20 protein-coding genes are annotated in these 19,489 nt (G+C 35.5%); 11 read left to right on the top strand and 9 right to left on the bottom strand.

Annotated elements, in window-relative coordinates:
* Positions 1-147: 147 nt before the first annotated feature.
* The 4 genes from glyA to AACT42_RS11480 form a co-directional block, all read right to left on the bottom strand.
* The gene (gene glyA, locus AACT42_RS11495) at positions 148-1,383 is read right to left on the bottom strand and encodes a serine hydroxymethyltransferase (RefSeq protein ID WP_094131798.1); all 1,236 of its coding nucleotides are present in this window, start codon (positions 1,381-1,383) and stop codon (positions 148-150) included.
* A gap of 104 nt (positions 1,384-1,487) precedes the next feature.
* Positions 1,488-1,961 carry a hypothetical protein gene (locus AACT42_RS11490; RefSeq protein ID WP_045595376.1) on the bottom strand — a complete coding sequence of 158 codons (474 nt, stop codon included), beginning with the start codon at positions 1,959-1,961 and terminating at the stop codon, positions 1,488-1,490.
* 539 nt (positions 1,962-2,500) lie between these two features.
* Positions 2,501-3,679 carry a hypothetical protein gene (locus AACT42_RS11485; protein WP_094131834.1) on the bottom strand — a complete coding sequence of 393 codons (1,179 nt, stop codon included), beginning with the start codon at positions 3,677-3,679 and terminating at the stop codon, positions 2,501-2,503.
* 109 nt (positions 3,680-3,788) lie between these two features.
* A complete protein-coding gene (locus AACT42_RS11480; protein ID WP_094131835.1) occupies positions 3,789-4,568 on the bottom strand; it encodes a hypothetical protein in 780 nt (259 codons plus the stop codon).
* Between the two features lie 68 nt (positions 4,569-4,636).
* Between AACT42_RS11480 and AACT42_RS11475 the strand changes: the two genes are divergently transcribed.
* Positions 4,637-5,329, top strand: coding sequence for a hypothetical protein (locus tag AACT42_RS11475; RefSeq protein WP_094182796.1), 693 nt, complete (start codon positions 4,637-4,639; stop codon positions 5,327-5,329).
* Positions 5,330-5,421: 92 nt separating this feature from the next.
* Here the strand turns inward: AACT42_RS11475 and AACT42_RS11470 are convergent, their stop codons facing one another.
* Both AACT42_RS11470 and AACT42_RS11465 read right to left on the bottom strand, forming a co-directional pair.
* Positions 5,422-6,087 (bottom strand): Bax inhibitor-1 family protein, encoded by a 666-nt coding sequence (locus AACT42_RS11470; protein ID WP_020331835.1) that lies wholly within the window; start codon positions 6,085-6,087, stop codon positions 5,422-5,424.
* Between the two features lie 115 nt (positions 6,088-6,202).
* Positions 6,203-6,421 (bottom strand): hypothetical protein, encoded by a 219-nt coding sequence (locus tag AACT42_RS11465; protein ID WP_020331834.1) that lies wholly within the window; start codon positions 6,419-6,421, stop codon positions 6,203-6,205.
* A gap of 75 nt (positions 6,422-6,496) precedes the next feature.
* On the opposite strand from AACT42_RS11465, the gene AACT42_RS11460 reads away from it, so the two are divergent.
* The 4 genes from AACT42_RS11460 (at position 6,497) to AACT42_RS11445 (ending at position 10,705) form a co-directional block, all read left to right on the top strand.
* Entirely contained in the window at positions 6,497-7,051 is a 555-nt protein-coding gene (locus tag AACT42_RS11460; RefSeq protein WP_045595380.1) for a regulatory protein RecX, read from the top strand.
* A complete protein-coding gene (locus tag AACT42_RS11455; RefSeq protein ID WP_094133494.1) occupies positions 7,052-7,786 on the top strand; it encodes a hypothetical protein in 735 nt (244 codons plus the stop codon). It begins immediately after the preceding gene.
* Positions 7,787-7,983: 197 nt separating this feature from the next.
* A complete protein-coding gene (locus AACT42_RS11450; protein WP_094133495.1) occupies positions 7,984-8,373 on the top strand; it encodes a hypothetical protein in 390 nt (129 codons plus the stop codon).
* 97 nt (positions 8,374-8,470) lie between these two features.
* A complete protein-coding gene (locus tag AACT42_RS11445) occupies positions 8,471-10,705 on the top strand; it encodes a hypothetical protein (protein WP_094133496.1) in 2,235 nt (744 codons plus the stop codon).
* A gap of 28 nt (positions 10,706-10,733) precedes the next feature.
* Here AACT42_RS11445 and AACT42_RS11440 read toward each other — a convergent pair whose 3' ends face one another.
* Positions 10,734-11,411 (bottom strand): hypothetical protein, encoded by a 678-nt coding sequence (locus AACT42_RS11440; RefSeq protein WP_141193238.1) that lies wholly within the window; start codon positions 11,409-11,411, stop codon positions 10,734-10,736.
* Between the two features lie 460 nt (positions 11,412-11,871).
* On the opposite strand from AACT42_RS11440, the gene AACT42_RS11435 reads away from it, so the two are divergent.
* The 4 genes from AACT42_RS11435 (at position 11,872) to AACT42_RS11420 (ending at position 15,110) form a co-directional block, all read left to right on the top strand.
* Positions 11,872-13,668: a competence protein CoiA family protein gene (locus AACT42_RS11435; protein ID WP_094133499.1), complete on the top strand. Its 1,797-nt coding sequence runs from the start codon at positions 11,872-11,874 to the stop codon at positions 13,666-13,668.
* Positions 13,669-13,677: 9 nt separating this feature from the next.
* Positions 13,678-14,205, top strand: coding sequence for a CinA family protein (locus AACT42_RS11430; RefSeq protein ID WP_094133500.1), 528 nt, complete (start codon positions 13,678-13,680; stop codon positions 14,203-14,205).
* 117 nt (positions 14,206-14,322) lie between these two features.
* Positions 14,323-14,697, top strand: coding sequence for a hypothetical protein (locus tag AACT42_RS11425; protein ID WP_094133501.1), 375 nt, complete (start codon positions 14,323-14,325; stop codon positions 14,695-14,697).
* Between the two features lie 62 nt (positions 14,698-14,759).
* Positions 14,760-15,110 carry a hypothetical protein gene (locus tag AACT42_RS11420; protein ID WP_094133502.1) on the top strand — a complete coding sequence of 117 codons (351 nt, stop codon included), beginning with the start codon at positions 14,760-14,762 and terminating at the stop codon, positions 15,108-15,110.
* A gap of 16 nt (positions 15,111-15,126) precedes the next feature.
* Here the strand turns inward: AACT42_RS11420 and AACT42_RS11415 are convergent, their stop codons facing one another.
* On the bottom strand, positions 15,127-15,867 hold the full coding sequence (locus tag AACT42_RS11415; protein ID WP_094133503.1) for a hypothetical protein: 741 nt from the start codon (positions 15,865-15,867) through the stop codon (positions 15,127-15,129).
* Between the two features lie 213 nt (positions 15,868-16,080).
* Here AACT42_RS11415 and AACT42_RS11410 point away from each other — a divergent pair, with 213 nt between their 5' ends.
* Both AACT42_RS11410 and AACT42_RS11405 read left to right on the top strand, forming a co-directional pair.
* Positions 16,081-16,620, top strand: coding sequence for a hypothetical protein (locus AACT42_RS11410; RefSeq protein WP_141194974.1), 540 nt, complete (start codon positions 16,081-16,083; stop codon positions 16,618-16,620).
* Positions 16,621-17,146: 526 nt separating this feature from the next.
* Positions 17,147-18,478 carry an RNA-guided endonuclease InsQ/TnpB family protein gene (locus AACT42_RS11405; RefSeq protein WP_094133298.1) on the top strand — a complete coding sequence of 444 codons (1,332 nt, stop codon included), beginning with the start codon at positions 17,147-17,149 and terminating at the stop codon, positions 18,476-18,478.
* On the opposite strand, the gene AACT42_RS11400 is transcribed toward AACT42_RS11405, so the two are convergent.
* Positions 18,471-19,484 (bottom strand): metallophosphoesterase, encoded by a 1,014-nt coding sequence (locus AACT42_RS11400; protein ID WP_094134078.1) that lies wholly within the window; start codon positions 19,482-19,484, stop codon positions 18,471-18,473. The two genes, AACT42_RS11405 and AACT42_RS11400, sit on opposite strands and share 8 nt — an antisense overlap.
* Between the last annotated feature and the right edge of the window lie 5 nt (positions 19,485-19,489).

Below are 19,489 nucleotides of genomic sequence, written 5' to 3'. Positions count from 1 at the left end.
GACTATTAGCACTCGCCAGAGGGAAGTAAACAAGAGCTGAAGCTTAGTTAATTTTAAGGCACCACATGGGAAAGTGGTGCCTTTCTATAACTAGAATCAATGAAATCTTATCTCATTGGGACATTAATATTTGTGCAGTATCGAGTATCAATACACTGGATATTGCCTACAAATATTTAGCATTTTTTCTTTCACCTTAAGAATGACACTTTCATCACCCTTACTATCCAAAATATCTGCAATTCCATCGCCTATCACATCCATTTCATCTAGACCAAAACCGCGTCTCGTTACGGCAGGCACACCAATCCTAAGTCCAGATGTTACAAATGGAGACTGGGGATCGTTAGGCACTGAGTTTTTATTTAGTGTGATGTTCGCTAAACCAAGAAGGTGCTCAGCTTCTTTCCCTGTAAGCTCTTTGTTCTGTAAATCAACCAAAAACATATGAGACTCTGTGCCATTCGAGACAATTTTATATCCACGCTCTGAGAGCTTTCTAGAGAGTCTTTGTGCATTATTCAATACGTTAGACTGATAGGTAGTGAATTCTTCGCTCATAGCTTCTTTGAAGGCTACAGCTTTAGCGGCAATGACATGCATCAAAGGACCGCCTTGAATACCAGGGAAAATTGCAGAATTTATTTTTTTAACGATGTCTTGATTATTTCTCGCAAGAATCAAGCCCCCTCTTGGACCGCCTAGTGTTTTGTGCGTTGTTGATGTTACAACGTCAGCTACATCGAGTGGGTTCGGATACAATCCAGCAGCTACGAGTCCCGCAACATGAGCCATGTCAACCATAAGCAAAGCGCCAACTTCGTCAGCGATATTTCTAAATTCAGTCCAATTTGCGATCTTTGAATATGCAGAAAAACCTGCAACGATGAGCTTAGGCTTATGCTGGACTGCTAGCTTTCTTACTTCCGAGTAATCAATGAATCCATCATCATTTAAACCATAACCAATAAAGTTGTAATTCTTACCTGAGAAATTAACGGCAGAACCATGTGTTAGATGACCACCATGATCAAGTTTCATTCCTAAAACCGTATCGCCAGGGCGTAAAATAGCTTGATATACAGCGGCGTTGGCTTGAGAACCTGAGTGAGGTTGAACGTTAGCGTATGTTGCATCAAAAAGCTTCATGGCTCTTTGCACGGCTAATGATTCGATATTATCAACGAACTCACACCCTCCGTAATAACGCTTGCCAGAATATCCCTCAGCATATTTATTTGTTAAGCATGACCCCTGAGCTTCCATGCAAGCTTTGGATGCATAGTTTTCAGATGCTATAAGTTCAATATGATGCTCTTGTCTTTCTTGTTCATTATTGATTTGAGAAAAGATTTCAGGATCTGTATTTCTTAAATTATTCATAATGGTCTCTTTTATTATTTGTACGCAGGATATTATACCATTAGATAGATGAAATTTGAAAAACAATCCCATAAAACCCACAGTTAGACTATTTTATAAACAGTTTATTTTGACAATAGACTTCGACATTTTTCTAAAGCCTGCTTAAAACTCAAACCTTTAAAAGACTTATCTTTCGCACTTTTGATTGCGCAAACCAGTTCTTTATCATCAAATTTTTCAACTGCCGAATGAACCTCATTGAAGCTTGCTTTATATGTTCTGATAACAGCATTGTTCCTACTCAACATTTGAACTTTAGAGATGTTTTTAGGACTGTTATTCGTACAATAGTGGAAAGCATTATCGGCTTTCCCTTCAAAAAGCCTATTCTCTCGCAATCCTTCAGCGCAAACGATAGTGGAAGCTTTATTGTTACTACAGTAGTCTAATCTTTCTTTTAGGTTTCCGTAGAATTCTTTGTGATTAGATAGACCTGACTCGCAATCAATGATATCTAAGGGTTTTTGAAGAGCGTATGAATTGAAAGAGATAATTCCAATTCCCACACAAAATATGGATCTTGCTATTGATTTCATTTTCTTATTCTTTATTTATTATTATTAATTAAATTATTTTTAAGGAATAATATATCAATAGTGACAAAAAATCAAAAATTGCACCATTGCTAATCAAGTAATGTTAACTTTCAACTCTAGATTACAGAAATGTTTGATGTGAATTCAATAATCACTATAATGAAAATAGTTCAAAGGTCACGAGACAAGAAATGAATCCGCAATATATTGATACAAAGGTCTATACCTCAGACATAGAAATAATGCGAATGTATGCAGAATTGTGCGGTAAGACAACTGACAACTTATCTGAACTCAAACTCAGGGAAAATCGAGTTGGCATAAGCATGTGGTCAGATGGTAAATGTTTCGGCTTGTTTGCAAAAGGATCCTCAATAGATAGGAATAAGGGATACAAAGAATTAAGCGAGGAACAAGTACGAGATCAATTTTTACAATTGAAGACTGAACACTCCATTAAATAATTTATTTTGTTTGTTTATAGAAAATATAAAGAGGGCGTGTTAACCCTCTTTTAATAATTGCTGAAAATTTAAAGTCTACATCACTAAAGTTGATTCTGAAGTTTTTTCTGTAGAGTATCTAGCTCGTTTGCTGACAATTGAATCTTCAAAGTTCTTTAGCTTGGCTGAGAATATTTCGTCAACCTCTATAAACTCAGAAACCTCATCAGTAAACTTTTTAGAAATTTCAGTCAATTGAGATTTTAATTCACTTGGCTGTAGACACAACGCATGAACAACAGCGGCGTTTGTATAATCTTCGAATGCTCTACAGGCTTTCCAGCGCGTTTCATTTGGAATTTCACCAAGAACCCCTTCGACTTTACCGTAATACGTCGAATACTTCTTACCAACAAATGAAGATATTAAGCTATCTAGATCCTTTTCGCTTTCCGAGCAAAAACCTCGTAGTTTTGTTAAACTAGGAATGTTCTTTATCAAGAAAGATGGATCAACATGCTCATAAGAAAACTCATCTAAAATTATAGGGTTAAGTTTCGTTTTAGGGAATTCCATTTTATCAATTGCTGGTTCCATCCACTCATTATGAGTCTTTAAATGTTCGCTTAGATTATTAAAGAAGACAGAGCGAGGATTAATCATATGGTGCTTGATTTGTGTTAAGACTTCACCTTTTTGCTTATATTCACCAGCCTCTTTCATCCTTACGTCACTATCTTCAGAATAGCTGGCGTTATAACCATAAATTTCATTCTTCAATTCAATGAGTTTGTATAATTCCTTGAAATTTTGGTGAGAGCAATTTTCAATTTGTTCTTTTATTTGGCTTGCGAACTTTGCCTGCACGGAATCAGATTCAGAATTAATAAACTGATCCAAAACTTTATGTATTTTAATTAACTGCAACTTAGAAAAATCACTTACAGGTTCATCAGGAAGATGCTTAACAGCGTCGATGAATACCTTTGAATGAGAGTGAATTCCATTATTAACAGAATTTTCTAAGGAACCTAACTGCATGAACATATCCTTTATTGATATATCATTTAAGTCAGTCTTATTGGACTTTAAATCAACAAGGCATACAGCGATTTTCGCTAGTGCTCTCTCCGTTCTAATGCAAATAGCAGTAGCTCCAGAAAGAACATCTTTGCTTTTCTTGAACCTAGACATCGTGATGAGTTCATTAACATCTTCGATCATCACTTTACCTATGGCATCAGATATCGCTTTATAGATCTGAATATCGTTCATAATTTCGATTCCTTTATTTTTATTTTTATTTTATATCAGAATTATATCATGAACTAAAAAATAAGTGTATAAAAAAGAGCCACTATGTGGCTCATAGAACGAATTTCTACTAATACGTTAGTTCTCTGCTTTTTTGCGCATTAACCTTTTTAACTGAATTATCAAAAACTCTTTTCGTAATCTCAGTAAACTCAGCGAAAGGAGATTTTTTCATTTCCATCTTAAAGTATTTTGGTTTATCGAAAGCGTCAATACCTTTTACACCAATAGGAACATGATATACGTCATGAAGAGTTCTAGTGCTGCTATCAGGATTAACTTTTGTTCTTGCTACTTCAATAATTGCCTGACCTACACCATGTCGAGTAGAGATTTTAAATGCTGAAATCTCATTATCATTACAAACGTATTTATCAAACTGGGTTCCACTTAACCCACTAAATTTAGGGCTTTCATCAAATGGCGTTCTTAGATCAAGCATTTCTTCGAGTCGTTGTTTTAGAGAGATTCTTCTTGGTCTGTATCCTGGAGCATCTTCAAATTGCGTAGACAATCTTAGAGCCTGCTCCTTAGTAACCTCAGTGATCTCCCCTGTGTTATGACCTTTGCACTCAATATGATAAAATTTTGAGTTATCAGCGGCATCTTTAACGCATTCTTTAGTGTGGTTTTCAGGAGATGTACTTGTAGAGTTGCAGCGGTTTAGATTGGTTCCCGCACCACTACCTTTTAAAATAGCGATCCAGTGCTGTCCATATTGGGTATCATTTAACAAAAGATCTTTATCATAGACATCCAAGTCAACCATAAACGTTTTTAGGTATTCTGGATTTTTCTTTTTTTCTTCCAAATAGATAGCCTTCAGTGACTCAAATAAATTGTCAGTCATTATTGTTTACCTTTTATTAATTTTTTTATATTATACCACTTTAATTAGTATAATAAAAAGGATTAGAGATGGAGTTGGCATCAAAGACATATGCTGTCGAAAAACATGGAGAACAACGATATGGGTTACTCCCGTATGAGTATCATTTAGAAATGGTTGCATCTATAATTCGTGAGTATTTCGAAGGTCATATATTTCATGATAGTTTAGTCAACGTTGCATACTTACATGATGTGATAGAAGATACTAATACAACTCTTGAAGATTTACTGTCTCGATTTACTATTACTGAATCATATGCAGTTGTTCTTCTTAGTGATGAAGATGGTTCAACGAGAAAAGAGCGCAAAACACTGACATATCGTAAGTTCACAGAGTTTAAAGATCTTCTGATTAAAGCTCTTGCAGCCATACTGTCTCGATTTACTATTACTGAATCATATGCAGTTGTTCTTCTTAGTGATGAAGATGGTTTAACGAGAAAAGAGCGCAAAACACTGACATATCGTAAGTTCACAGAGTTTAAAGATCTTCTGATTAAAGCTCTTGCAGCCACTATTAAGTTTTCCGATAGACTAGCAAACTTGAGACATTCAATCTCTCAAATCAAAGATATGGATGAGGGAAAAGCTAAAAAAAAGTCCATCTCTAAGCTAAAAATGTATATGAATGAGCATCAAGAATTTGTATCCATATACAAGGACTTTGTTTTATCTGAGAAGCTAAAGAAGGATGTAATCGAGTTTGACTTCTCTGTATAAAACATAAAAGCCAGAATCGGATTCTGGCTTTTTAAGTAATCAAACATTATGACATAAAAAAAGCAGCTAATGCCGCTTTCTTTATTATTAGTTTAATCTTTCAAGATGTCTGAGAATCCCAAAAGCTGAATTAGGCTTAAGAACATATTGTAGATTTGAACAAACAATGTGATTGTTGCACGGATATAGTTTGTTTCTCCACCGTTGATGATTTCAGATGTTTGCCACATGATAATTGCGCCTGAAAGGAACATTACCGCAGTGGATATTACCATTGAAATTACAGATGATTGAAACAATACCACGTTCATAATCGACATGATAAATGCTGAAATCATACCAACAGCTAGGAAGCTTGCGAACTTAGACATCTTAAGTCGCATCTTAATAGTCCAAGCCGAAAGAACCACAAATAGGATCGCGGTAGACATTAATGCTGTTGTAATAATCTCACTACCATTCGAAATTTGCATTACTTGGTTCAAAATTGGACCCAAAGTTAATCCAAGGAAACCTGTAAAGACGAATGTTAGTGGTAAACCAGCAGCGCTATCTGCATTTTTCTCAACCAAATAGAGCAACACGAAGTACACTGGCAGCATGAAGTACCAAGGTATTGCACCAATACCTGAAGACATAGAGATAAATGCTACACCTGATGCGGTTAGTAAATTCATACCCAACAGCATATACGTGTTCTTGAGAACCTTCTCTTCCGCAGAAATCGGAACTTTATCTATTGTTGCTTCTTGTTTCATAAAAAATACCTTCTTTTCTTTTGATGTTTAATATATATAATAAAAACAATAAAAACTCAAGTGAATAATGTAAGATTTTGTTAATCTGACTTAATCTTAAGGTTATTTAAATGATTTAATCAATCGTTAGCGATTTCTTTTTCTTAAAGCAAAAGTAAGGTTGAGCGATATCATAAGCTGTAGCATAGATATCGCTATCGAATTTTCGAATTTCTATCTTACCTAGATCTAATAGCGACTTAGCTTCTTCCTGCATATCATCTGATACATCATTGATATGCACTCTGCCTTCATCTTCGATACGCTGTATAAGGCTCTTAGTAACTTTTTCCATAATTAACTCTTTCATGTATACTTTTTATTTCGATATTAAATAATAAACTATTGCTTAGCAATAAGGAGTGACTAAATGTTTGCAGGAAAGGTAAAGCCAGCACGAACTATTGATAACGTGTTCAATTCAGCATACTGGCACTTACAACGAAAAGATATGAGCGAGCATGAAATCCTTACCAAGCTTCAGAATAAGACAGATAATGAAGAATGGATTGCTACTGTCATGGCTTCACTTAGAAATGATAACTACATCGATGATAAGAGATTTATTGCTAGTTACATAAGAAATTGTTTTAATAATAAAAAACAAGGACCGAATAAAATAAAGTCTGCGCTTATACATGAGAAAAAGGTTAATCATCAAGAACTTATCGATGAGATGCTTCAAGATCCTGACTATGATTTTTTTGATCTAGCTGTAGCTGCATTGCGGAAAAAATGGAAAGGTGACAGTATCGATTATAAAACTCGGTCAAAATATTACGCTTATCTTGCTGGAAGAGGTTTTACGAGCGACATGATTAATCATGCTATTGAAACCCTGAAAGAAGAAACCAAAGAACAGAATGATGTCGAATTTACAGCACTAATTGTTGGTGTTAGTTCAAAGAATAAAAGAGATATGTAAATGAATACAGAAGAATTCGGTAAAATTACACATTTAACACCTGGCAGGGTGTTTGATTCTAACTCATACTGGTTTAAAGGCGGCTCCTTTTTAAAAATGGATAACTGCCTTTACAAAGAGTTTGAAAAAGCCCTCTCTGAAGTAAAATGGGTTCAAGACCCAGCAAAGGTTTACAATGAGATCCCAGAGCATATAAAACTTCCTGAATCAGAGATTCCCAAAAACCTAACCCGCTCTCAAACTAGGGATCTTTTAAATGCTCATGCTAAGACAAACTTCCCAGAAGAACTAAAAGGGTCTATAGAAAAGCTTCTGCTTAGCTATCAAACTGAAGAGCTTCAAAGTTTATACAACTTCCAAATTGTGTTCGCTGACTTATGGAATGGGAGTGAAGGTTGTCCTTGGCATTGGGATGGTACTGATGGTGGTGACGCGTTAATCCTTGCGTATTTCAGTGATCACAAAAAGTGGAAACCTGAACTTGGTGGTCAGCTTGAGATAGGAAAGAATTTAGGCTCGGATTCTATGTATCTTTCTAAAATTGGAGAAGTGGAATCTTATGGGTTTGTGCCACCTCAACAAAGAAGCTTCATTATTGTGAACAATAAAAACCCGTGTTTTATTCACCGATGTAACAAGTTAATTGACCCTAAGATAAGAAGAATGACCCTTACTCTTGGTCTTAAGTTTGTAGTCAAAGATGATTGGTCTCAGCCATCGAAGGTGATTTGGTAGATAGATACCCGCTTAACTGCGGGTTTTTAATGGCTACGCCACAAACTTCAATAAGCGATTTTTATTTGTTATTTAAAAGCATATATTTTCTTATTGACTTTTCATACGCAATTCGTATAATTATTTTAAAGGTTGAGACAATTCAGCTAAAACAAAAAAACACACACACATTAAACAATATAAAAGGAACACTGAATATGAACGCACAATACGATGAATTAATGCTCGATCAAGAAGCTTTAGCTAAAGCAAACAGCCTGAGTGTAGTAGACCAAAATGAAATGCGTCTGGATGCCTTGTTTGGTAATCACGTAAGTAAGCCAAATAACCACAGTCATCGTCAAGCTTCTCGACCATCTCTTCGCGTTGTTAAGCAACAAGAAGAATCACAAGCTATGAGTGAAGATTTCGAAATCGACCTAGTTGGACTAGATGATGTTGAATGCGCTTCAAATAGTGTTATTGGCGGATTCTCATTCGGCAAGACTCTAACTGAATTGAAAGAGCACGGTGGCGCACCAAAGAAAAACACATCTCGTCGCGGTACTGGTTATTTAGGTCGCAACGGTCGCAACCGAAAAGCTTAAAAATCTTGATATCGAGGGGGTATCACCCCTCTGAATTGAACTGACATATCAAGTATTTACATGCTATAATTCCTCCTGACCACAAGGAGGATTTTTCATGCAAGAAAAACAGGGGTTTAGCTTAGAACCCACTTCAACTAGCTTTCTAGATTCAATTTTTGGGGATAAGCAGCATTTCGAAATATCTCAAATCGCAGAAGGTTTTTTAGACTACATTCAAGGAATGTCTGAAAAGCACAAAATACAACGCGTCCTTTCAAAATTCCAAGAGTCTATGAGCATAGACTATCTCTCTATGATTGCGGGTTATGAAGAATTTGTTGATTGCTTTGATAATATGCAAGTTGGCATTTACCCTGAGTTAAAGATTGAGCCAGGAATTACCTTCTCTGATTACCTTGTCAAAGCAAAAGTCGTAAACAAGTCCGAGCTTAAGCGTATGCTTGGCAAGCATTTCAAGGTAAGTTATAACGCAACAAAGTCAGACCCTCAAGCTCTTATTAAGATGTGTGTAGGCTACGGAACTCTTTTTGTTGGTGATGACAGGATCTACGCGTTCAATAATTGCATTGAATATCGAGTCTTTAATGCCGCAGCAAAAATTCTCGGTATGCCAACATTCAAAAACTCACTAGATTTTGATAAGAAATATGAGCTATCAGAAGAGTGCCTTAACATTCTAAAAAGCTCTAACATAAAGAACGAACTTGATAAGCTAGGTAGTGGTTACGATAGCGATTACCTTTTCTCACCTCATTTCGTTATGGAAATGTTTGAATTCATTTACCAGCTATGTCAAAACTCAGCAAGCATTTTCGAAAACGAGCAAAGTGAATCGTTCAACACCGCCTATAATCTCATAGCATTAACCTTATATCCAATATGCAGCATCTTTAACTCTCCTGCATTTATCAGTTACACGATTAGCAAATTTGGTGGCAATCACCTACTTCCGATCATAAACAACATCTATAGAAGGTTTATGATTATTGGCACGCTTTCTCCTATGTTTGAAGGCAAAGGGAAACTCTCCACGTTATCCATGTATTCAGCACTCTTGATTGATAGCGTAGTCTCCGATGGTGAAATGGGATATTTTGAAAGTCTTGATAGAGTTTTTAGTAACATCCCTGAAATCCATAGGTTTGGATACTTCATTACTCACGATGAAAAACCTATAGAGTCTATTAACTCGCCTATCATTAAACACTACTTCAAGCTCTTCCAAGAGCTGAACACCAAGAATTTACCTGGTATCAGGAGTTCCGCAGAACACTTGCCTGACGATCTAAAACATGAAGCTATCTCATCATTAGACAATCTAGAAAGCAGATTCGAGGAATTGTACAAGATAGAGATCAATGACGAAAATTCGTCTCATCTCTTCATTAAAGTGTACGCAATTTTAAGAGGGATTAAAAACGCCTACAAGCAGAAGAAAAAATTTATTCGCATATCTGAGGCAATAGTTGACAGGAGAGAGCTTGCAAGAAGCCATTTTGATAACAATAAGCTATCAGAAGCTCAAAGCGTTATTGCTGAAGTCGATAGTCTTCAAAAGAACATTCATGAAGCTCTAATCACATTTACAAAGCAAACATTTGAAGCTATTGATTCATGCTTCGAAGCACAGAAAAACATCTCTGATTCAGATTCAGTCTCGTCAGATTCTGCTTCTGCAACCGATATGGTAGAACGGGAGAAATTAGATGCGTTAAAAAACGCAAATACACAAAAGGTTTTGCAGCTTGAAACCGCAATTGAAAAGCTTAATACCGATAATCAGCGCCTAAACGACATCCTGTCAGATAAGAACGAGCTTATCTCAAATCTAGAACAGCGCTTACAAGGCGCATTATCAAAGTCTTCTATTACCATTAGCGATTCGCTAAAACAGTGTATGTATGGCAACCCTTCATACAATGACGTAGTTACTGCTATTCGTGAACTATACCCTCACGCAACTTTCGCTGACAATATCGAGAAGGTAATTTCAAAATGCAACTACGAAAATCCAGCTCGTGTATTTAAGTACCTAAACCTAATTTGCTCAGACTACTTCAATAGCATCAAAAGCGGAAAGCCTGACGCAGTATCAAAAGAGATACTTGAGCCGTACTACAGCGCAAACGAGAGCAATACAACAGTGCAAGATATTAAGCTCCGCTCAATGCGCGAGTTTCCCTTTAATGGGAGCAAGGTTCTAATCACCAAGCACTTAACCATTGGTGAAACTTTCAACCCTACAAAAACAGTACAGATATTCTTCGATATCCATTTCAATGAAGTGCGAATCGGGTACATAGGACAGCACTTAAAGACAAGCAGTTGATAGCTGGGGGCGGATATCCGCCCCCTTATTATTTGAAATGTGCTAAGTACTCTTCTTGGTAGTACTTAACAATTTGCTCAGCGTTTTCGAAATGAGGCTCAATAGAAGAGATATTTAAACACTCCTTTACTTGAGAGGATAGTTTTTCAAATTCTCGATTAAACTGATCTTCTTTGAACTTAGGAATGATGCCAGATTTAAGGCTTTGACCATAAATTAGCCTATGCGCAATCTTTGCGTCATTAACAATTAGGAATCCAATCAGTAGCTCATTTTCTTCATCTGAGTTGTTTTCAAATCGAGAGTTTAAGAGATTGATTAACTCAATTCTTACGCTTGCTCTAGTGTTGCTGTATAGGTAATACAAGCCATTAGTGCTAGAAAGAAGAACCTTTTTTTCTAATATGGCTAACTCTGTTAAATCAACAGGCTCCAATTTCAAGCAATGAAGAGCTGGCTCTATTGCAAGAATTGCGGTATCAGCCCATTTGTACTTTGCTGGTAAACCATTCTCGGAAACAATCTCGGAGATTTTTTGGTAGATACTATTACGAGTAACTTTTGAGCGAATTGTTTCGATTAACTTGTTTTTGATTTCGAATTTCTTTTCAATTGAGTCGAACGTAACAAGGGTTTTACCGTTAAATATGATCTTGATTTCACCAGGCTTGGTTATGACTTCAAAACATTCTTGCATATTTATCATTTTCTATCCGTATGAGTTTACAATTTTCTTACTAATTAGAAAATCCATAACATCTACAAGAATGTTGGAAATGTAGTCGTCATCAACTGAAATCTTCCTAGACCTAAAATAAATCTCATCATGTAGAGCGATTGATGAAATGCCCCTTCTAATACATGACTCACAAAACTTAAGCCATTCATTGAAATCAGCATTAGATAAAAGAAGATTGTTGATTGTTTTCCTTTCGAAGGAAGGCACATAATCAACAAACTTAGCAATTACAGATTCTAATATTTGCATTTTTATATTATTTTTTAGGTTATTGTTAATAACAACTTACATTATAAGATCCATACAGTCAATTTACTGTTTATCATTAATTCCTAAAGTATGATGACCCACTCACTTCTTGATTCCAATTCATGATATTTTGAGCTATAGTTACTTATCAAAAAATTAAAGACTAAAGATTGTATTTATGGATTATAACAACTGGAAGATATCAGTTCGTGGTGCAGACAAAAGCATTACTGCAAATGATGTTGTATCATTTGCCAATCAGAATGATTCTGTGACGCTTTTCGGTCTACGAAGAGAGTTAACAGGCTCTATGTCTGATGAAGCTCCTTTATTGATTTGTGAGCACTGTAGAAACCCAGTTACAATCTCTAGAAGACATAAATCGGTTTTTTTGAAGCATCAACCATTTTCAAATCGTAAAACTGGTGATGCTGTTTATTCATGCCCATTTTATAAAGGGAAAAGTAGCCCAATCTTCGATAGGATCGAAGATAAATCGGAAAGTCGCTTAAGTAAATTCGTAAAACTTAACTTAGTCAAATGCCTTTTGAAAACAAATTCAGTCAAAAAGAACACGATTCAACTAGACCCCAAAATTATCGATTCAACAGGCACAGGTGAATGGCGAAGCCCTGATGTGTACTTTGAGCAAAACAACGATCAAAAATGGGCATTTGAGGTGATTAATGTCTGGATTAATCCTCAAACAATTGAAGAACGTGAACGATTCTATATTGCCAACAATATAAATTTGGTCTGGCTAATCCCAGAAGAACGATTGAATGCATTCTCCATTACCTATGGAGACCTTATGTTTGGAAGCAATAAAAATCACAATGTGTTTTCATTAACAGTTAAGAATGTTCGAGAGTCCAGAAGAAAAAAAGACCTGTTTTTAACAGTAAATTACCCAACATTTGATAATAAATACCTAAAGATTAAGTCAAAAGTTGTTCAGTTAAGAGATCTTAAGACAACATTGCCTAGTGGTTTGCCATACGCAGTAAATGTAGACTCCATTAGCTATGCTGACATTCGTTCCTATCTGATAAAAAGTGGGTTGATTACATATATCCGCTCAGATGATGAAATTAAGATTGAAGCTCAAAAGCGGGTTACACAAGAGTTGATGAGATTACATAATCTATCTAAGAAATTTATTTTTGACTCACTTGTTGCCGCAAAGTATCTGAAAGCTATCAAGAAACAGTATCAATCACTCCCTGGCGATATTCAAAGTATCGTCTACAAAAAGTATGAATCAGCATCAAAGAGACTGAATGCCAACTTAGAAACATTGCGCGTCATGGATAGAATCGCATTACATTCAATGCATCCTGATAAAGATTTAGATTTCATGAAAGAACTAAAATCTACTCGTTTAAGCTTAGTTCAGTTTGATAACTGCAATGACATTCAAAACGCATTCTCTGGAGTTATTAAGGATAGACTTAAGGATGAACTAAGTAAGGTTAAGCTCAATGACTTGAACATTCAGTCTCAAAATATTCGTGATTTTGATGAAAACGACCTGATTATGCTGGAGCTTCATATCACTAAAATGAAGAGAACCCCTTCATTGATCAATATGCTCACATGCTCGTATCTAATGAGAAAAATTGATTCAGTAAAATCACCTTCTGATACCTTGATACGTGACAGGATTAATTTATCTAAGTCAAATTTTGAATTGATTATTCAGAATCAAGTATCCACTCTATCAAAGAGCACAGAGAAACTTGAGAACCAAGATTTGGAAGTATTACGTTTATTAATTGTAGAAGTTACTCACTTAACCAAAACGACAGGAAATAGATTCTTTTGCAAGAATTACTTCCTTAAAAACAGTAAAGCTCTAATTCTTGATTTGATAAAGACGATTGATCAAGCCTATTGGATTTCAGGCTCAAAAAACGAATATAAGAAAATTTATGCGGGACTTGTTCGCCATATTAGTGGATTACCGCAGTTTTAAGGATTAAATATGAATAATAAACACTCTCAGGCTATAGTTCAAACATTACTAGAAAAGTCAAATGTCGAATTCTTGCATAAATACCTAATAGATAATGGCTTTACTATCTCTTGCGCGGAAAGCTTAACAAGCGGTCTTGTTCAGTTAGCCCTTTCCTCACAATCAGGATCTTCAAAGTATTTCGTCGGAGGATTAACAGCGTACTCAATTCCGATGAAAGTAACGTTGTTGGGGGTTGATCATGAAGAAGCCGTTCGTTCGAATGCTGTTTCTGAGTTGGTTGCCAGACAAATGGTAGATGGGTGTACAAAGCTATTTTCTTCTGATATTGCAATCTCAACAACAGGATACGCAGAACCATTTACTGACGATAATGGCGTTGACCGTAAAAGACAAGCATTCATTGGAATCAAAGTTAATGGAGATATAACCGCACTCGAAGTAACCAGTGAAGAGCTTCAAGATAAGAATCGAGTCGAGGCGCAATTTTATGTGGTTAACAAAGCAATAGAGCTATTAATAAATCTTATTTCATAAAGATGTGATCAAATTATCAACAAAAGGAAAATGCGCAAGTTAAGTAAACTTGCGCTTTATTTTTATTCTTAATTGTTTAGAATGTAAAAAATTAATCAATAAGAATAAGAATTAAAAATGAACAAACTAAACAATAGAAATACTTTGCTTTTTAAGTGCCTTATTATAGAGATGTGTGCAGATAGAGTTCGTCAGTCAGAAAGCTTGAATCCAATAGACTACGTGAATTATATACAGCAAAGAACTTTGGCAGAAATATTTACAATAGATCCGTCATCGACTTCTGATTTTTACGAATATTTTCTCAATCTTTGTGGTTCAGAAGATTTGTTCTACCAGCTAATGTCTGAAGAGAATCAGAAATTGTATAAAGAAGATCTGGAAATAGTCTGTAATGTTATTACAGACAAAGTCAATGAGTTCGGTGAGATCTACGTTGGTATCGCATTGGAGCAAGAAGATGCAGACAATATTCTGTATTTCTTTAGATAAAAAATTTCTAATGCGTTGTCGAATATAGTATAATTAATAAAAATTAATTACTTAAGAAAATTATGATCACAGTAAAAACAATTTCTAATAGATTTTTATCTAGCAAATTAAAACCAAAGGTTACTATCGGAAAAGGCGGTAAGGTATGTGCTGGTTTCGGTGTATTTGATCGTGAAAATAATGCATATGAGATCCCTGTTTTAGTAGAGCGCAGAGCTAATGGGATGGTTTTCCATAAGTGGGATCTCGACCATTCACCTATTATTGAACAGCGTGAAGATTTTAGCTTTGTAGGTACAATGGAAGAATTACGCGCCATTTGTGATAGTGAACTGGCAACAGTTGAGCATGTTGATTTATTCTTAAAACAAAAGACCCGAGATAATTCATCTCAAGGTCTTATGTATGGTTAAGTTTAGAATTGGCACGTTACATGGTTAAACCATCCATCTTCATGGATGGTTTTTGCTGTTTAGCCATCCAAGCGTTAAACACCTTTTCGAGGTCAGGGTTCTGCTCTACAAAAAACTTCATGCTTGCGTTTGAGGGATTATCCTTTGTAGTCAAAAGTTCACCAAGCATCTGATCCTGAGCATCTTCATTTGCAAATGATATAATCTCATTTTCAGACTCAAAGACCCAAACATCCTCAAAATTTCCAGCTCTGCGAACAAAACTTTTTAAATCCAAATCGTATCCGAAGGTTCTTGCTTTAATGCCGTTTGGCTCAATACCAAGCTCTTCCATTCGTTCTGAAATGCTATTTAAGGCTTTGAATACTTCAGTGCGCATTTCTGGGAAGTCAGTAAATTTTAATCGCAAAGATATATTACCAGGAATATTTCTGTTGCTTTCAGACACATCTAAATAATTCAATAGCGCTTTATTTTCAAAAGCTTCTTCGGCTATATCGCTAAACAAATCCTTCAATGATGTCTCATCATTTAAAACTAATGCTTTACTTAATGGGAGGTTATCAATTGTATCTTGAGACAACACAATTGTAGTAGTCTTTTTAGCGATGTTAATATCATGCTCCAAAGCGAGTGTTTTGACTGCTTGTTGAGCTTGCTCTCGTGCAAAGCGGCTATCACTAGAATCACCAGTCATTAACTTTGAGACTTTAAATAATTCAAATCTAGCAATTTTATTGGATGGTTCTTTTATCATATTCTTCTCATCAACTAATCTTTTTTATTCTATTAATTATATCATTCTAAGGTTCGCTTAATCAATCAGTAATCATTTTTTATTTTTAACAATTTAATAAAGCGATTTTTCGGCAAACTTACTTGTTATATATCAATATTATATCGCAAACAATTGAGCTATACACCTAGTTATGCTTTAATGAGTTACATAAAAATATTCGGCGGACTAGTAATGAATTTTTGGAAAAAAAGTAACCGCGTAATGCTACATCTTATGACAATTCTAGTGATAGTTTCTGGTGTTTTCATTTATAAAAATTCGGTTTTAATCTCAGATCAGGCACTTATCGACGGGAAGGAGCCTGGATTGAATGTTTATGTTTCTTTCCTAGAAAACCCAGATGGTGCAAATATAGACGAACTCTTTTACCCTGCTCAATCACAGTTGAGTTTTTTCGAGAATAGAATTGATGACAATGATGCATCGATATCAAAAATGTATAATGTGGTTGATATAGACTTTAATGAGTCATTAATAGACATTAGAGACAACTTTAAAATTGAAGTTGAAAATTGCAATAATACTTTTGAGCGCCTATCAAGTCGCGCTGGATTTACCAAGATTGAGTCTAAGCATAACATCAGGATTTATGCCCACACTATAGACTGTAAAGATTTGTATTTACATTCTTTTGTATTTATGAAGGATACAGGTCACGGATTTAAAGTGTACAAGACAACATTTAACCAAAAAAAACTTAAGAGTGGTTAATATCCAATGTTTGGCGATAAAATTAAAAAATGCTGTAGAGAGTCCTTGGATAATAATGGTCAGGGATTGAATGGTGGTTTAGCATATTTCGGAGAATTCAATTCAATTAGTGGTACTTGCAAATGTGGCATTAAGTGGTATAGAGCCGAAACAAGAAATGATTCAATTCAAGGATATAAGGGTAAATGGTCTCAATATTCATATACCCCGACAGATAAGCTTAAACCCTATTACCTCAAAAAGCATCCTAACAAAAGAACCGAACAAGAAACAATTTTAGCTCAGCATAGAAAACTGAGACTCTATAAGCGAATTGTATTCATCCTATTATTTCTTATGAGCTTATTCCTGTTTACATAAAATACAAATTTCACTAAAGCCGCAGCACAATGCCTACGGCTTTTTTTATCCTTCCTGTCCGAAAGACTCCATCTAAGTCATGAAGTGATTTAGGTGGAGATGGATAGGATATTTTCGTAATAAGATAAAATTTGAAACACGGTAAAACATGAGTTAAATTAGTCAGATGAGATCAGAAAGAGTGTTAATAAAGCCTAATCATGATGATTATTCTTCTTGCAAGAAAATCGCACGATTAAGCAAGCAAGTCTTTAATCAGGCGTTGTACTACAAGCGTCAGGCTTTCTTTCGCTCTGAATTTCTTTCATTTTCTAATCTCGACCAGCTAATGAAAATTCACCATAAGTCGCTTTACGATTCATTGCCTAATGCTGGTTCTCAAGCAGTGATTAAAAAGCTGAGTGGTGATTTTGATAATTTCTGGAAAGCCTTAAATGATTGGAAAGCACATCCAGAAAAATACACTGAAAAACCACAAATACCGAAGTATAAAAAACAGGGTCAATTAAAGACTTTTCTTTTACCTGCAAAGCCGATTTCAGTAAAAGAATCACATATTCTTTTGCCAAAGAAAATGAATATTTCCCCTGTCATTAGCCGATTTGCAGAAGATAAAAAGGCTAATTCAAGCTGTGATATTTTCAAGGAAATTCGCATTGTCCCTCATGGGAGTTGTTTTTGGATTGAAATCGTTTATGACGAAACCCAATCCAAAAATCACTTTAAACAAAATGTAAAACTCAACCCTGATAATAAGTTAGCTATTGATATTGGCATTAATGTTCTGATGGCAGTAACAAGCAATCAAGCCAATTTTAAGCCTGTCTTGATCAACGGCAAGCCAATCAAGAGTATTAATCAATATTTCAATAAACAGAAAGCTAAACTCATGAGTCAGAGCAAGAAACGCAAGATTAATAGGCTTTCGATAAAACGCTACAACCAGATAAGAGATTACTTCCACAAGTGCTCAAATTACATTCTCCAGCTTTGTTTAAAACACGATGTTGGCGAGGTCATTATCGGTAAAAATAAAAACTGGAAACAGGCGGTCAACATCGGCAAAGTAAATAATCAGAAGTTCGTTTCTATTCCTCATTTCCAGCTAATTGGTCAGCTTAAATATAAGCTCGAAGCCTACGGCATCCTTGTTCGAGAGCGCGAGGAAAGTTACACCTCTAAAGCGGACTCCTTAGCTTGTGACAAGCTTCCTGCATATAAAAAAGGAGTCTCACACATCTTTAGCGGAAAACGGGTTAAGCGTGGCTTATATCGCTCATCAACAGGTAAAACCATCCACGCTGACGTGAATGGCTCCTTGAACATATTAAGAAAAGCATCGAATGATGACTTCATTGAAGGTCTAATTCGTAGTGGCTGCGTCTTTCAGCCGAGCTACTGGACACCGAATGGTTCAGTGGTTAAAAAATCAAAACCGTTAGACTGTTTCTCTGACGGGGCTGATTTTAAGCTCCATCTAAATGGCATCGCTATTTAGGTGGAGTTATTGACTTGAAGCTTATCTGGATAGGAATCTGTTCTCTCACTTCCCTCAGTTCCTTTCTATTGATATAGCCAAATGGATCGCTTTGAATAAGCGTATCCCCGATATAATAAGATATTTTTTCATGTATATGACCATGAAACCAAAAATCAGGCTGCAACCTTTTGATCAATGGGTCGAGATTAGAACAATACAAACTTGTACCTTTACCAGAATATTTGGCATATAGGTCAATATCCCCACTCTCTAATGGGTTTAGTCTCGGTACTATACCTTCTGAGTTCAACTTTCTAATTGCATCTTTGAATTCAATTGGTGTACCTTTCTTAAATCTCGACGCAGACTTAAAACTTGGGCTGTGATGTGTGATTACAATCACTGTTCTATTTTCATTTTTGTGTTTTTCGATTGTCTCATCCAAAAACAACACACATTCTTTATGTCTTAGGGTTTGGTCAATTGGTTTTAGTCTGGCATATGAATTTTTTCCGATAAGCTTTTTCCGAATAGCTTTAAAGTCTCGGAATCGATACGTCCCTTGACCAAGATACTCAGATACGTAATCTGCATCTTCTTTATTTAGAGCAATATCTGTCCATAAGGTAGATCCTATAAATGCAATCTCTCCATCTTCACCCTTTAGAATAATCTCATCATTATCAAGAACAAATACACCATCAATCTCATTGAGTTTTTCAATACCTTTCAATGACTCACTATCAAAGTTAGAATTGTAGTATTCGTGGTTTCCTGGCACATACAAAACAAGATCAAATCGACTCCTAAATTCCGAAACTACCTCTTTCGCGAGCACACCCTTTCTAAGTTTGAAAATATCTCCTGCTAGAATAAGCACATTGAAATGATCACAGTGGATAGGTTTAATGGCATCGAATTGACTCCAAAATACACTTCTTGGATATAAATCGTTAAAGTTTTCCGTATGAATATCAGATGTCTCGTAGATATCTATTCTTTTATTTGTAATTACTTTACTCATATTTC

This window comes from Vibrio sp. V15_P4S5T153, from assembly GCF_963874485.1.
GTDB lineage: Bacteria > Pseudomonadota > Gammaproteobacteria > Enterobacterales > Vibrionaceae > Vibrio > Vibrio anguillarum.
Note: the sequence above shows the minus strand (reverse complement) of the source record. Positions and strands in the feature narration are given on the sequence as shown.